This window comes from Rhodopirellula halodulae, from assembly GCF_020966775.1.
Classification (GTDB): Bacteria; Planctomycetota; Planctomycetia; order Pirellulales; family Pirellulaceae; genus Rhodopirellula; species Rhodopirellula halodulae.
On record NZ_JAJKFV010000029.1, the window covers coordinates 1,504,867 to 1,519,988 of the forward strand.

10 protein-coding genes are annotated in these 15,122 nt (G+C 56.5%); 6 read left to right on the plus strand and 4 right to left on the minus strand.

Annotated elements, in window-relative coordinates:
* The first annotated feature begins 4 nt into the window (after positions 1-4).
* The 3 genes from LOC70_RS18410 to LOC70_RS18420 all read left to right on the plus strand — a co-directional run bounded on the left by LOC70_RS18410 (position 5) and on the right by LOC70_RS18420 (position 6,070).
* Complete coding sequence (locus LOC70_RS18410; RefSeq protein ID WP_230255452.1) at positions 5-1,774, plus strand: hypothetical protein; 1,770 nt, start codon at positions 5-7, stop codon at positions 1,772-1,774.
* A 258-nt stretch (positions 1,775-2,032) separates the two neighbouring features.
* Entirely contained in the window at positions 2,033-4,618 is a 2,586-nt protein-coding gene (locus LOC70_RS18415; protein ID WP_255716447.1) for a PSD1 and planctomycete cytochrome C domain-containing protein, read from the plus strand.
* Between the two features lie 102 nt (positions 4,619-4,720).
* Positions 4,721-6,070 (plus strand): DUF1501 domain-containing protein, encoded by a 1,350-nt coding sequence (locus tag LOC70_RS18420; protein ID WP_390889087.1) that lies wholly within the window; start codon positions 4,721-4,723, stop codon positions 6,068-6,070.
* Here LOC70_RS18420 and mnmA read toward each other — a convergent pair.
* Positions 6,060-7,250: a tRNA 2-thiouridine(34) synthase MnmA gene (mnmA, locus tag LOC70_RS18425; RefSeq protein ID WP_230255455.1), complete on the minus strand. Its 1,191-nt coding sequence runs from the start codon at positions 7,248-7,250 to the stop codon at positions 6,060-6,062. The two genes, LOC70_RS18420 and mnmA, sit on opposite strands and share 11 nt — an antisense overlap.
* Positions 7,251-7,347: 97 nt before the next feature.
* Here mnmA and prfB point away from each other — a divergent pair.
* Positions 7,348-8,476 (plus strand): peptide chain release factor 2 gene (gene prfB, locus LOC70_RS18430; protein ID WP_368861035.1). Its coding sequence is split into 2 segments (ribosomal slippage): positions 7,348-7,416 and positions 7,418-8,476, totalling 1,128 coding nucleotides; the frame shifts between segments, so codons are not numbered across the junction.
* A gap of 118 nt (positions 8,477-8,594) precedes the next feature.
* Here the strand turns inward: prfB and LOC70_RS18435 are convergent.
* The 3 genes from LOC70_RS18435 to LOC70_RS18445 form a co-directional block, all read right to left on the minus strand.
* Positions 8,595-9,512, minus strand: a complete 918-nt coding sequence (locus LOC70_RS18435) for a hypothetical protein (protein WP_230255456.1) — start codon at positions 9,510-9,512, stop codon at positions 8,595-8,597.
* A 428-nt stretch (positions 9,513-9,940) separates the two neighbouring features.
* A complete protein-coding gene (locus tag LOC70_RS18440) occupies positions 9,941-11,110 on the minus strand; it encodes a XylR family transcriptional regulator (RefSeq protein WP_306796791.1) in 1,170 nt (389 codons plus the stop codon).
* Positions 11,111-11,197: 87 nt separating this feature from the next.
* Complete coding sequence (locus tag LOC70_RS18445) at positions 11,198-11,944, minus strand: DUF6677 family protein (RefSeq protein WP_230255457.1); 747 nt, start codon at positions 11,942-11,944, stop codon at positions 11,198-11,200.
* Between the two features lie 365 nt (positions 11,945-12,309).
* Between LOC70_RS18445 and LOC70_RS18450 the strand changes: the two genes are divergently transcribed.
* Together LOC70_RS18450 and LOC70_RS18455 are read left to right on the plus strand one after the other, a co-directional pair.
* A complete protein-coding gene (locus LOC70_RS18450; protein ID WP_230255458.1) occupies positions 12,310-13,965 on the plus strand; it encodes a solute:sodium symporter family transporter in 1,656 nt (551 codons plus the stop codon).
* Between the two features lie 64 nt (positions 13,966-14,029).
* Positions 14,030-15,109 carry an aldose epimerase family protein gene (locus tag LOC70_RS18455; RefSeq protein WP_230256194.1) on the plus strand — a complete coding sequence of 360 codons (1,080 nt, stop codon included), beginning with the start codon at positions 14,030-14,032 and terminating at the stop codon, positions 15,107-15,109.
* The last annotated feature ends 13 nt before the right edge of the window (positions 15,110-15,122 follow it).

The following is a 15,122-nucleotide window of genomic DNA, read 5'->3' on the forward strand; positions in this document are numbered from 1 at the left end:
CACCATGTTGTTTGCAAAAAAATTCGCGTTGGGGTTGGCTCAGGTTTTGACTGTGACGCTGTTGGCAACTGGGATGGTCGGGTGCACGGATGATTCGGACACCATCCGCCGAATTCAAACTCAGCGTCAGATTGCACTTCAAAAGCAGTCTCAGCAGGATCATTTGGGCGAGACCGTGTCGCTGCTCAGCCAGTTCATGGAGCTGAACGAGGAAAAGGCGAGCCGCCAGATCTCTTATCACCTGAATCAGTGGTCCCAAGCAAACGCGGCGAAAGACGCGGACGGGGGAGTTCCCGATCTGGCATCGACGTTGACGGAGGTTGTTCCCGAGAACGTTGTCCGCGAGGAAATTTTGCGAGGCGAGTTTCGACCGACGGACGTTTCCGTGCTCCGCGATGCGTATCTTTTTCGCCAAGCGGTTCAGTGGATCGATGCTCCCATTCGCGATGATTTGCTGTTGGCGGATTGGCTGAAAGAATTGCCGAAAGAGATCGGAGAGGACCCCGCCCTGCAGTTGCAGACGGCCGCGCGGCTGTTCGATTGGACGATTCGCAATGTGGCGGCTGAACCGCTGGATAGTTCAGAAGGCGTCCCGCCTCAGGTGCCACGGCCGCAGTTTCCTTTCGGGATGAAATTGGAAGGTCCCGGCTATCGGCAGACGTTGTTTCAGTCCATCTGGCGAGGACGCGGGGATGCGTTGCAACGAGCCAACGTCTTCACGGCGTTGTGCCAGCAAGCGGGAGTCTCCGCAGCCGTCTTGGCGACTCAATCAGAAGACGATGGTTCGTTGAATCCATGGGCCGTTGGCGTTTTGGCCGGGGATGAAATCTATCTGTTCGAAACGGAACTGGGACTGCCGATTCCTGGTCCAGATCAAGTCGGGATTGCAACGCTCAGTGAAGCTCGAAAAGAACCGACCGTGATGCGTCGTTTGGACGTGGCGGGTTTCTACGACTACCCGCTTTCGCGAACCGATATCCAGCAGAGCGTGGCGTTGTTGAACACTCGCATGGAAGCCATGTCGCCTCGAATGAAGAAGCTGCAAAGCGGTTTGACGGGTGACCGACGAATGACTCTGTACATGGATGTGGACAAAGTCGCGAAACGTTGGGACGACGTTTCTGGGATCGCTGGCGTGCGAGTGTGGACCATGCCGTTGCTGGCGGACATCTACCAGGCGGAAGCTCGGCGGATGGTGGACCGTGACCCGCTGTTTTCGTTTTGGTTTTTGTCGCGTTGGGCGGTGCTGGAAGGCGAAGACGAAATGGCGAAGAATTTGACGAGCGGACGTTGGCAACATCTGACCGGCCGATTCGCGGATGATGAGATCGAAGGCATCAAGGGCGCTCGAACTCGATACCTGGAACAGCGGGCGCCGGAGTTCGAGATTGAAGATCTGCGGATCAATGTGGACCTGCAAAAACGTTATGGTCTTCGTCGTGGTTTAGGGATTGAAAGCCAGCAGTACGATCAACAGCTTCAGCAGATCCAAATGTTTATGCGATTGGGCAAACGGACCGCTACGCATTGGTTGGCTTTGGTGCAGTACGACGACGGTCGCTTCGAAACATCGGGCAACTGGTTTGGCAAACGTGTGTTGGACGAGGAGCAAATGTCGATGTGGGAAGATTCCGCTCGTTACAGTTTGGCTCGCACCAAAGAGCATTCCGGCAACTGGGAAGAAGCGATTGAGTTGCTGAAAGACGAGCGAACGGTCACGGGGCACGGAAACCGGCTTCGGGCCAGATTGGTGGACAAGTCATTTCAAGAGTGACTCTATGGAGGTGTGATGCTACAATGTGATCCATCGGCTCGTTGAGCGAGACGTTTGTCACATGGCATCCCCTTGGGTGATCGATGGCACGTTTCTGAACCGGGCCGATCCCCGCCTCCACACCCCCTCCCACCGTTCAGCGATTCGACGATGTTCGTCCGCCCCTGCTGCGACGATCGGCCTCGCGCCGATCGTTTCGTTTTTCGAATCTTGCTCGTGACCTGTTTGGTCGGTTGGGCGACCGCCATTCCCTCCCGAATGTTCGCTGATGAGGCCGTCGAGTTTTTCGAGGCCAAGGTGCGGCCGCTGTTGATCGAGCGGTGCTACGAATGTCACTCCGAAGAATCGGGGGAGTCCATGGGGGACTATCGATTGGACACCGCCGCGGCGATGCGGCGAGGCGGTTCGCGTGGCCCATCGATCAAGGCCGGGGATGCGGACTCCAGTGTGTTGGTTCGCGCGATCAGTTACAGCGAACCGGGGCTGGAAATGCCTCCGGACGAAAAGCTCAGTGATGACGAAATCGCAATTCTGAAACATTGGATTCAGTCCGGAGCGGCTGACCCTCGCGAAGGTGACAGCGAAGCGGAGGAGATGGCTTCGCCGCTGTCCCGTGATGTTGATTCGCATTGGGCGTTTGTTCCGCCGCGGCCGGTGACGGCGGACGCGCTGGCGGCGAAGGAAGTGAAGACCCATTCGCAATCTCGCGACATCATTGATGACCTGGCGGCAACTTACGCGGAGCAGATGGGCGTGCCCGTTAATCAAATCGCCGATCGTGACACGTTGCTGAGGCGGCTGCACTTTGATTTGGTGGGACTGCCACCGTCTTTCGAGGAGCTAACCTCCTTTCGCAAAGATAAACGACCCGATGCATTTCAGCGTCGTGTCAATCGATTGCTGGCTGACCCTCGAATGAGTGAGCGAATTGGACGGCATTGGTTGGACGTGGCTCGCTATGCGGACACCATCGGCTACACGACGGCCGGAAAAGAACGAAACATCAAGGGATCGCATCGCTACCGAGATTGGGTGCTGCGTGCATTCGCGGAAGACATGCCCGTTGACCAAATGATCCTGCATCAATTGGCAGGGGATCGTACGGATCCGAACAATGAACGCGGCAACACCGATGCGATGGGCTTCATTACGATTGGACGGAAGTTCTTGTCCAATGATGACACATTGGACGATCGGATCGATGTGATTTCTCGGGGGCTGCTGGGACTGACCGTTTCGTGCGCACGTTGTCACGACCATAAGTTCGATCCCATTCCGACGGTCGACTACTACTCGCTCTACAACATTCTGAACAACAGTGTCTCGCCAGAAGACTTAGATGCGGCGGCGAGCCCATTGATGCTGGTCGATCGTGAAAAGCTGCGTCGTCAAAAGGTTTTCGTGCGGGGGCAGCGAGGCAATCAAGGCGAAGATGCTCCGCGGCAATACCTGACGGCGTTCCGAGCACCGCAAGAAGAGCCGTTCGACTCCGGAAGTGGTCGTTTGGATCTGGCCAACAAGATCATTTCCAACGAGAACCCGTTGACGGCGCGGGTATATGTCAATCGCATCTGGGGACATCTCGTCGGTCGGCCGCTGGTGGATTCGCCGAGCGATTTTGGGTTCCGAACCGAGCCGCCCGCGATCCCTGAAACGCTCGATGATCTGGCGGCAAGGTTTCAGTCCGATTGGAGCACGCAACGACTGATGCGGCGTATCCTGGCGACGCGGATCTATCAACAAGCTTCGATAGCGAGTGCTGAAACACTTCGGAAGGATCCGGACAACCAATCCTTGGCACGAGCGGAACGCCGACGTCGAGATTTTGAGTCGCTGCGGGATTGCATCCTATTGGGCGCGGATCAATTGCAAGAACAGTATGGTGGGGAGTCGGTGGAGATCACCTCCCAAACGATCACTCCCAGACGGACGCTTTACGCGTTGATCAACCGCCAGAATTTGCCGGGGCTGTTTCGAACGTTCGATTTTGCCAGCCCTGACATGCACTCGCCGGAACGTTACCAGACCACCGTGCCGCAGCAGGCGTTGTTCTTGATGAATCATTCGCAACTGGCAACGGCTTCGTTGGAGGCTGCACGTTCGATTCGAGCGGGGAATGCGCTTGATGTCGAGCAACAGGTGATCAAGTTGTTTCGCAATTTGCTTCAACGAGAGCCAAACAACATGGAGTTGCAGCAGGCCGTGGCGTTTGTGAGTTCGGAAGCGTTGGCTCCCGCGGCGTCAGCCGATCCCCGTTCGTTGTGGCGGTATGGAACGGCAACGTGGAAAGAGAACCAGCTGTCGAACTTTCGATCCTTTGAAGTTTTTGACAGCAACAAGTGGCAAGTTGAGTCGGCTTTTCCGAGTCCTGGGCCGATGAGTTACGCTTCGTTGACGAGCGAGGGAGGTCACCCAGGCTTGGGAGACGATGGAGTGGTGGTTCGGCGATGGATCTGCCCCATTGATGGGCGAGTGCAGGTCACCGGGATGGTGGGCCATCGAGCGAAAAAAGGTGACGGCGTCCAGGCGACGATTCGCATCGCCGGTGAAGTTGTCTTTAGCGAAAAACAATTCAGTAGCAATCGCCCGTTGCCAACGATCAAACGACCGGTGAAGCAGGGGGACACGGTCGAGTTCATCGCACACAGTGGTCCCACCCTGACCAACGATTCGTTCTTTTGGCGTTCCAAGATTTCCGCTTCGGGTAATGCCGGGACGGTGGAGGCCAATTCGGTGGATGACTTCAGTGGACCGTTCGAGCAATCGAGCACGCCACAGTTGGACCGCTTGGCTCAGTTGGCCCAGGTTTTGTTTCTTACCAACGAATTCGCCTTCGTGGACTGAATGATGCAATTCAATTTTTCAAGACGAGAAGCACTGAAGCGTTGCGGTCTGGGCATGGGCTCGCTGGCGCTGGCTGACACGATGTGGCGATCGGGAAACGCGATGGGCAGTGAAGCCATCATCACGCCCGGTGATGCCGCCCAGCTTGCCGGATTCAATGGGGAAGTGGTGCCTCATTTTCCTGCGAAGGCCAAGCGAGTGATCCATCTGTTCATGAACGGTGGTCCCAGCCAGGTCGACTCATTTGATCGGAAGCCGGCCTTGGAGGAGTTTGACGGCAAGACGGCTCCGATGGGCAATCTGAAAACGGAACGTCCCACCGGCAACGTGATGCGTTCGCCGTACAAATGGGACCGATACGGCGACTGCGGTTTGGAGGTGAGCGAGCTGTTCGCCAACACGGCCAAGCACGCGGATGATCTGTGCGTGATCAACAGTATGTACGCCGATGTCCCCAATCATGAGCCGTCGCTGTTGTTGATGAATTGCGGTGAGGCTCGATTGATTCGACCGGCGATGGGTTCCTGGTTGACCTACGGATTGGGAACTGACAATGAGAATTTGCCATCGTTCATCGCGATGTGCCCAGGTGGTTATCCGATCAAAGAATCGCAGAACTGGCAAAACGGTTTTCTACCGGGCAAGTATCAAGGCACTTACATCGACAGCAGCTTTGCAACCGTCGAGCGATTGATCGAAAACATTCGCCCGCGGTCCGTGCATCCGGCGAACCAGCGTGAACAGTTGGACTTGTTGGCACGCATGAACCAAGCCCACGCGGAAGCTCGAGGGAACGATCCTCAATTGGAATCTCGGATCGAATCGTTTGAGCTTGCCTATCGAATGCAGAGCGAGGCGTCCGAGGCGTTTGATGTTTCGAGAGAAACGCAAGAGACACTCCAGATGTACGGCGATGGCAATTTCGCTCGCCAAGCATTGATCGCTCGTCGTTTGGTTGAGCGCGGTGTGCGGTTTGTGCAGCTCTACACCGGTGCGGGGCAACCTTGGGACAGCCACGACGATCTGGACAAAGCCCACCGCCGTGTGGCGAAGGGCGTTGATCAAGCCATCGGCGCGTTGCTTGCCGATTTAAAACGCACCGGTTTGTTGGACGAAACCCTTGTGGTTTGGGGCGGAGAATTCGGTCGCACGCCGGTTGTGGAAATGCCCAAAGAGGGCGCCAACCAAGGCAAGATGAATGGTCGCGACCACAACCACTACGGTTTCACCATGTGGATGGCGGGTGGCGGCGTCAACGCAGGAACGCGTGTGGGGGCGACAGACGAACTGGGATTCAAAGCAGTCGAAAACCGTGTGCACGTTCATGACCTGCACGCGACCATCCTGCGATTGATGGGGTATGACCACAAACGTTTGACCTATCGATACGCCGGCCGCGATTTCCGTTTGACGGATGTCCACGGCCGAGTTGTCGACGAGATCATCGCGTAGTTTCGGCTTCCAAGGCTTGCGTGATCCATCCACCGCCGAGGACACGCTCGCCGTCGTATACCACCGCGGCTTGCCCCGGTGCCACGGCGGACTGTGGTTCGTCAAACAGAACCTTCATTCGCGTCGGTGATTCCTCGTTGATCTGGATCTGCCCCAGATGCGGTTGCCCGTTGTAACGTATTTGAACGCCCACTTTTCGCGACGGCGGAATGTCTCGGGGATCGATCAACCAATTGCACTGATCGGCGATCAGTCCGGGCCGTAGGAGTTCCTCGGCCGAACCGATCACGACACGTTTGGTATCGGGCTCGATCCGAATCACGAAGTGTGGTTCGCCAAGTGCTACTCCGAGCTTCTTACGTTGTCCAATCGTAAAGGCCTCGAAGCCTTTGTGTTCACCAACGACTTTTCCCGCGGTGGTCACGATTTGGCCGGCGGTGGCGCCCACCATTTCGGGACGTCGGGCTTTGACGAAGTCGCTGTGATGCCCTTGCGTGACGAAGCAAATTTCCTGGCTGTCTTTTTTGTCTGAGACACCGAGGCCGAGCGAAGTCGCCAAATCGCGAATTTCTGGTTTGGTGTAGTCGCCCACGGGGAGCATCATTCGTGACAAGCGTTCACGGCCAATGCCGAACAACGCGTAGGACTGGTCCTTGTGACCATCCAATCCGCGATGCAGTTCATTGATTTGGGTGTCGTGGTTCCTGACCATGCGCGCGTAGTGGCCCGTGGCCACAAATTCAGCGTCGACTCCGTCGGCGTAGTCAAACAACCGTCCAAATTTGATCCAGTGATTGCATTTGACGCATGGGTTGGGCGTGCGGGCGGACAAGTAATCGTCCACGAAGTAGTCGACGATCCGACGAAAGTCTTCTTGCAGGTCCAGCGAGTAGAACGGGATACCCATCGACATGGCGACGCGTCGGGCATCCGCCGCATCGGTGGCGCTGCAGCAGCCTTGTTTGTGATCGGCCCGTTTGCCGTCCGGGGATCCGGCGAGGACCGGCAAGTTCAGCGGGTTCGCATTTCGCGGTTCGTCCGAGTCAATTCGGCATGCGGCCGCGGAGGCTTCGCCGTGTCGCATGAACACGCCGATCACTTCATGACCAGCTTGTAGCAGCAGGTGGGCCGCCACGCTGGAATCGACGCCGCCACTCATCGCGAGAACCACGCGAGACATGTAGAATCCAATTTCTTCTGAAACAATGAAGGGTCGCCCGCACACGCCGTGCAAGGTCGAGCCGATTCACCATCATATCCGAGAGGACAAATTCGTCATGGACGCTGAATTGACACAACGTAGCCAAGCGATCCGCAGCCGCCTGGTCCAACTGCAGGACTCTCTTTGACCACGCTGGCAAGAACGATGAAATCAAGGCGATTGAGGCTCAAATGGCCGCGCCGGATTTCTGGAACGACAGCGAAGCAGCTCAGAAAGTGGTGATGACTCTCAAGGGTTTGAAGGGGATTGTGACCCCTTTGAACGAGCTTGAAGCCTCGGCGGGAGATTTGGAAGCCCTCTTTGAGATGGCGGAAGAAGACGAGTCCATCGTCGAAGAGGTTCGGGCCGAGATCGATCGACTGGAAGAGGTGTTGGATGAGTTGGAGTTGAAGGCGCTGCTGAACGGGCCCAACGACGGGGCCGGAGCCATTGTGACCATCAACGCTCGCGACGGCGGGACGGATGCCAACGATTGGGCGGACATGCTGCTGCGGATGTACTCCGCATGGGCGGTGGGGCACGAATACAAAATCGAATTGCTCGACCGTCAGGAGAATGAAGAGGCCGGGATCAACCATGCCTCGATTGCCGTTCGCGGGCCCATGGCGTATGGATATCTTAAAGGCGAGGAAGGCATGCACCGCTTGGTTCGGATCAGCCCGTTCAACAGCGAAAGCAAGCGTCAAACCAGTTTCGCGGCGGTCAGTGTCTCACCCGAGATCGATGATTCGATTGAGGTGAACATCGAGAAGAAAGACGTTCGCGAAGACACCTATCGCGCCAGTGGAGCCGGCGGACAGCACGTCAACAAAACGGACAGTGCGATTCGCTTGACGCACATTCCAACCAACACCGTGGTGCAGTGCCAAAACCAACGCAGTCAGCACCAGAACCGGGACACGGCATGGAAGATGTTGCGTGCCAAGTTGGCTCGCGTCGAAGAGGAACGTCGGGAGGCGGAAGAGGCGAAGAAGTACGAAACCCAGGCGAGAACTGGTTTCGGAAGCCAAATTCGCAATTACTTCCTGCACCCTGACCAACGAGTCAAAGACGCTCGGACGGGGCACTACGTTGGAAACTTCAACAGCGTGCTGGATGGTAGCGAGCTGCAAGGTTTCTTCGATGCGTTTCTGCGTCTGAAGGCCGGCAAGACCGAAGCTGTCACTGCGACAGATGACGACTGATTTCATGTCGCGTTGATATCGAAGTCACGAAACGCGACAGCCGAGTGACAACAAAAAATCCCTGCGATCGCCACCGGCCATCGCAGGGATTTTTGTTTTTCAGGCGGAGCGAATTCGCTCAGCTGCCGTAGCTGTTGTCCAAGGTCAAACCGCCTTTGGTTTTCTCGTTGGTTTCCAGTTGGTCCTGGTAAGCCGCGGCGACTCGTTTGACTTCGCCGACCACGTTGGCGGCAGCTCGAATTTCGAATGCCGTGAAGTACGGGATGTTGCCGGTGTACTTGCTTTCTTTGCGATTTTTCGCGGCCAGCTCTTCCCATGACATGTCGTCGGTCAGGTGCCACGTCGCGGCTTGAGCGGTGTTCTGTGCCACCGCGCCGTTACCCAGTGCTTCGCAGAGGGCTGCCACAGCAGGGTCCTTGGAGACTTTCTCGAGCGGGACGATTGCGTATTGCATTTTGGCATTGGGTTCTGGTTTGCCGTGCTCCAGGCAAACGGTGTTCAGGGCCATTTTGGATGTGCGACCAGGAGCGACACGCATGAATCCTCCCATGCCTCCGCCCATGCCACCCATGCCGCCGCCCATTCCTCCCATGCCACCCATGCCGCCGCCCATTCCTCCGCCGCCGCCCATGGCTTGGCCACCGCCACCCATTCCGCCGCCCATACCTCCCATGCCGCCACCCATACCTCCCATACCGCCGCCCATTCCTCCCATGCCACCCATCATTCCTTGGGCGAGAACGGGAACTCCGGCGAAGGCAGCGGGAACGCGAATGTGCAACGGTTTGTCAGTCAAGTTTTTGACCAGCAAGTTGGCTTTCGCAGAAGATTGAGGGATGAATTTGGCTTCGACCGCGCCAGCTTCCATCGCATCGAAAAGACCATCGACCAAGACCTCTTCCCCGCCCGCGTGGGCTTGGTTGGAGGCCAGCGTGCCAGTCGACGCGATTGCGGCGGCGGCCAAGCAGGCGAGGGTCGTTTTCCCGAAGGAGTTGAGCAAAGAGCGGCGTGAGGTGTGGCGATTCACGGTCGACATCCTGAGAATCAGTGTGCTGGGAGAAGGAAAGAACGAGGCTTCGTTACGAGATGGCGATTGGGAGGCGTAAGCCACCACGTGCGGCAGGCTCGTTCCCGACGTGCCCCGATTCAACCTGGAAATGAGGCTGGACCGGTGGCGAGCGGGGTGCGACAAGGCGGTCTCAGTATACTCGCCACGGGCCCAGGTACAAAATTTTTGGCTCGCGCCATCGCGATTTGCTTGCGAACTGTCGATGCGGGCTCGCCGCAGGCCTAAGTGGAGGAGCGGCCGGACGGAACGCCCTCGCCAGCGATCGGAAAATCCGGTGCGACCCGTCTAATCAATACAAAAAATCGATGCGAACTCGACAGCATCGATTTCTTCGGTGGGGCCGTTGGCGAAAGTGGCAAAACAAATCGCCCGACTATGTCCCGCCGAATGACTGATCAACCGTCTTGGCCTCGGACGCTTTGACGGTATTGGCCGGGGGTCATCCCGAGGTCTCGCTTGAAGACGTAGTGCATGTACTCCGGATGATCAAAACCGGCTCGGTAAGCGATCTGCTCGGCCGCCATTTCCGTGGTGACCAGCAATTCGCGAACTCGTTTGAGCTGCACGTTGCGAATTTCCTGCTGCGGTGTGCGTCCTAGATAGCGACGCAGTTGGCGTTCCAACGTGCTGCGACTGACAGCGACGTTTTGCAGGACTTCGTCGACCGTCAGGCCTTCGCACGCGTGTTGGCGGATGTAGGCGAGTGCCGCAGCAACTTCCGGGTGATCGATCGCGACAACATCGGACGACAAACGAGTGGCCACGCCGGTCGGCGCGACGACTTGCTGTGTTTCGTTGTGCGATTCCCCTTTCATCCACCGAGACAAGCGTTCGGCCGCCAGAAAACCAACGGCTTCCGCGTTCGGAATGACGCTGGAAAGTGGGGGCTGACAGAATTGGCAGAGCAATTCGTCATTGTCGACGCCAATCACCGCGACTTCTTCGGGGACGGTCAGTTCCAGTGTCGAGCAGACACCCAGGACATGTTGCCCACGCAGATCGTTGCTGGTGAAGATGCCGCAGGGCTTGGGAAGCGATTGCAGCCAATCCGAGATGGCTTGCTGGTCTTCTTCCCAAGGACGAGCCAGATTCATCCAAGGCGAATTGAACGAGTCGCAGTGGCAGCCTTCTTGCTGAACCATGCGAGCAAAGGCTTCTTCGCGTCGTTGGGACCAAGCTTCGTGTTCAAAACCGCAAAAACCAAAATGTTGGAAGCCACGTTCCATCAAATGCCGAGCGGCCATCTCGCCGATTTGAGCGTCGTCGCTACGGACATGAGCGATGTCGACTTCGCTGCGGTCGTTCAGTTCGACGACGGGGATATTGCGTCGTTTGGCGGCTTCGATCATCTCGTCGGTCGATCCGCGGGAGATGATGCCGTCGCCCTGCCATTCGTTCAGCCAAGACGGCGGAGCGGTTTGCAGGTCGCGCTGTTCCAAAAAGACGGACCAATCTTCTTGCGTTCGCATGAAACGCATGATTCCGGATAGCACTTCACGTCCGTAGACGGTCGCGGTTTCGACCATCAAGGCAACGTGGGGTTTGGAGCGAGTAGGTTTGTTCAACGCTCGTCCTTCGACAGAAAAGTCAGCAATAGAAGAGAAGAGAGACGACCGCTGGTCGTCGAGAAAAGTCTGAGAAGTGTGATTGGGTTATACGGCATCTGCAAATGCGGAAGCCTCGCCCGTGTCGGACGAGGAGTCCGATGAATCTGATTTCCGTTTCTTACGTCCGCTGATTGGCACCGCTAACGGCCCACCAAAAGCGTCATACACGACTAAGAAATTCAGTAGTCCCGCGATCATGGTGTACCAGGTTCCCATTTCGTAACCCGATCCGCGGCGGGCGTACCAAGCTGCCACTTCGTCCGCTTCGGATTCCAAAACGGGGCGATGGGGCGGTGCCATGAACCCGTTCCACAAGGGTTCATAGTCGCTTCGAGTCCGGCCACGCTCATCCGTGGCCAAACGCATGCGATTGCCTTGCACCAAAGCGGGCAATGCTGCGGATCCAACACCAGCCTGCAGGACGTAGTGCCAGCGTTTGTCGCCGGGGTACCACGACGCATACACGACGTGGAATCCGCCCAGAGCGAATCCGAGCATCCAAATGGACAGAACACTGATGACAAACAGCGTGCCTTTGGTATGGCGTCCTTGATAGAAATGCCCCGCGCCCGGAACGAGCCACGCCAGCAGAGCAGCCAGGTATCGATTCCGGAGATCGACCGTGATCCCGTCCACCTCAATCTGAGTGTCCCCGTTGAAAACCTTCGGGTTCACTTGGATTTGTTCGCGATTTCCCTTGCTTGGCTTTTCGTCGGTTGATTTGCCCTCGGATTTGTTGGCCACTGCTGTCTCGGATGCGGGGATGGATGAACTGTCGGGCCAAGCACTCATTGCGATAGGGCCGCCGGTAGTTTCTACCTGCTACCAAACGGAGGGGAGAGGCCCGTTGGGGCCATTTTGCGAAATTCGTGGAGTTGGCGATAGGCATTTGCCAGCGAGGCGCATGGGCAATCGATGGAAATGCCCCGCTTTGTTCGAGTGAATCCTCTAGGCAAAATATCTTAGTTTGTCTTCTGTTGCCGGCAGTTTTTGATCTTCGGGAACTCAGCGGGTAATGTTCGAGGGAGCGATCGGTGCCATCAAGGTGCGTTGAACGGAAGAAAATTCTGCTTGCAGGCTGTGATTGCTCTATTGACGCTGTATGGTATGTCACTTGGCAGAAAACCCTTGCATGATGCAGCCCCCCGAGGACGTCCATGAATACAACCACGTTTGTTTCCTTTCTGTTTTTCACCGGATTGGTGGCGTTTCTGACCTGGTGGAAGACACGCGGGAGCGACGTGGATACGGATGAGGGTTATTTCTTAGCCGGTCGATCGTTGACCGGCGTCTTCATTGCGGGGTCGTTGTTGCTGACCAATCTCTCCACCGAGCAGTTGGTGGGGCTCAACGGAGACTCCTTCCGCGACGGTTTGTCCGTGATGTGTTGGGAGGTGGTGGCGGGCATTTCGCTGGTCGTCCTCGCATTGGTTTTCTTGCCGCGATATCTGAAGTCCGGCATCGCGACGATTCCTCAGTTTCTCGAAGAACGCTACGGTCGCGGTGTTCGAGCGTTGACCGCTGGCATTTTTATCGTCGCCTACATGCTGATTTTGTTGCCGTTCGTCTTGTTTCTAGGTGCGAACGGTCTGAACGGGATGCTGTCATTGAACACGCGGTTCGGCGTGTCGGACTACACGATGATCTGGATTCTGCTCGTGTTCATCGCTTCGCTTGGTGGTGCCTACGCCATCTTCGGTGGTTTGCGAGCCATTGCGGTGTCGGACACCTTTAACGGTGCCGGATTGTTGGTCGGCGGTTTGATGATCACCTACTATTCTCTGCAGGTCATCGCGGGGGCCGACGGCGGATTTGGAGCAGCCCTGCAAAAAATCCATGAAGCGGACCCGGATGCGTTTCATTCGCTGGGCAAGGCGGATGAGTCCACTCACTGGCCGACCTTGTTCACCGGAGTCCTGCTGCTGAACTTTTTCTACTGGACGACCAACCAGCAGATCATTCAACGCACGTTCGGAGCGAAGAACTTGGCCGAAGGACAAAAAGGCGTCCTGTTGGCCGCGTTCTTCAAAATTCTTGCCCCGTTGATTTTGGTGTTGCCTGGCATCGCGGCGGCTTACTTGGTCATCACCGTCCAAGACACGCAAATGGTGGAGTCGGTCGGAAAGACGGCCGAAGGAGAATGGGATTCGAGTCGCGCTTACGGCTCGTTGGTGGCGCGGGTGCTTCCGGAATGGTTGTTGGGTTTCTTTGCAGCCGTCGTGATTGGTTCGATCTTGTCGACATTCAATTCAGTGTTGAATTCCGCGGCCACTTTGTTTTCGCTGGATGTTTACAAGCAATACATCCGGCCGGATGCGACCACGAAGCAAGTTCGTTTCTCGGGGCAGCTTTGCAGTTTCATCGTGGCTGTCTTGGCTGTGATCGCCGCTCCGCTGGTCTTTTATGGTCAAGCCGGAGTGTTCAGCTTCTTCCAGGGGCTCAATGGCGTGTACTTCATCCCTCTCGCTTCGGTGATTCTGTTGGGGTTGTTTCATCGAACCGCAGATGGTCGTTCCGCGATGACGGCGCTCGTCGTGGGGCTCGTGTTGATGGTGATTGGGACGTTCTTCGGCGGAGGAGACGACGGATGGCTCAACTCCACTTTCAAAAACGGTTTCCACTACATGGGGGCGGTGTTTCTGTTCTTGGTGCTGCTTCAGTTGGCGATGGTCGCGATGGGAATTCGTCGGGATGAGCCTTACCAACAACGCGATGCGAAGTTGGTTGATCTGACGCCCTGGAAGCCCGCACCCTACGTCGGTGGTTTTTTAGTCTTGTTGTGCTTGGGCGTTTACGCCTTCTTCGCGGTTTAGCTTCTTGGAGTTTTTGATGACACGTTCTTTCACTCGTTTTGTCGCCGCGGTCGCTTTGGTCGTGATGTGTTTTGGCGGTCCATCACACGGGCAGGACCAAATGCAGGTTGAGGACTTCGATACAATTCAGCTTTACACGCTGGAAAACGCATCGGGCGCGAAGGTAAAGATCACCAACTACGGCGCAATCGTGACCTCGATTGTTGTGCCCGACCGCGATGGGAACTTGGCGGATGTTGCTCTGGGTTACGACTCCGTGGAAAAGTACATCAACGCTGTCGACAAGCCGTACTTTGGTGCGATCGTGGGACGCTACGGAAATCGCATCGCGAAGGGGCAATTTCAGTTGGGCGGCGAAACGTATTCGTTGGCAACCAACAACGGGCCCAACCATTTGCATGGTGGAGTGATTGGATTTGACAAGGTTGTCTGGGAGGCAACGCCAGTCATGGTCGATGGCCATCCGGCCCTGAAACTCGCTTACCTCGCCAAAGACGGAGAGGAGGGTTATCCCGGAAATCTAAACGTCGAGGTGACCTATCAATGGACGGACGCCAATGAATTGATCGTGCGATACGAAGCCACCACCGACAAAGCGACTCCCGTCAACCTGACCCAGCACACCTATTTCAATCTTGCCGGTGAAGGCAGCGGTGACATTCTGGATCATCAGTTGATGTTGAATGCATCGAAATTCACACCGGTGGACGAAACGCTCATTCCGACCGGCGAGTTGCGTCCGGTCGAAGGCACCCCGTTTGACTTTCGATCCGCGAAAGCCATCGGAAAGGACATTGCGGTTGAGAACGAGCAACTGAAGTACGGTTTGGGCTACGACCACAACTTCGTCTTGGAACAACCGGACGAAAACAAAATGGTCGTTGCTGCTCGGGTTTTCGAACCGACGACGGGACGGACGCTTGAGATTCGAACGACCGAGCCGGGCATTCAGTTCTACTGTGGCAACTTTTTGGATGGACGATTGATCGGAAAGTCAGGCCGTCCTTACGTGCATCGCGGTGGATTTTGCCTGGAGACCCAGCACTTCCCCGACAGTCCCAACCAACCGTCGTTTCCATCCGCGATCTTAGAGGCGGATGAGAAGTACGACACGACGACAGTGTTTCAGTTTGGAGCGAAGTGACTCGTTGCACTTC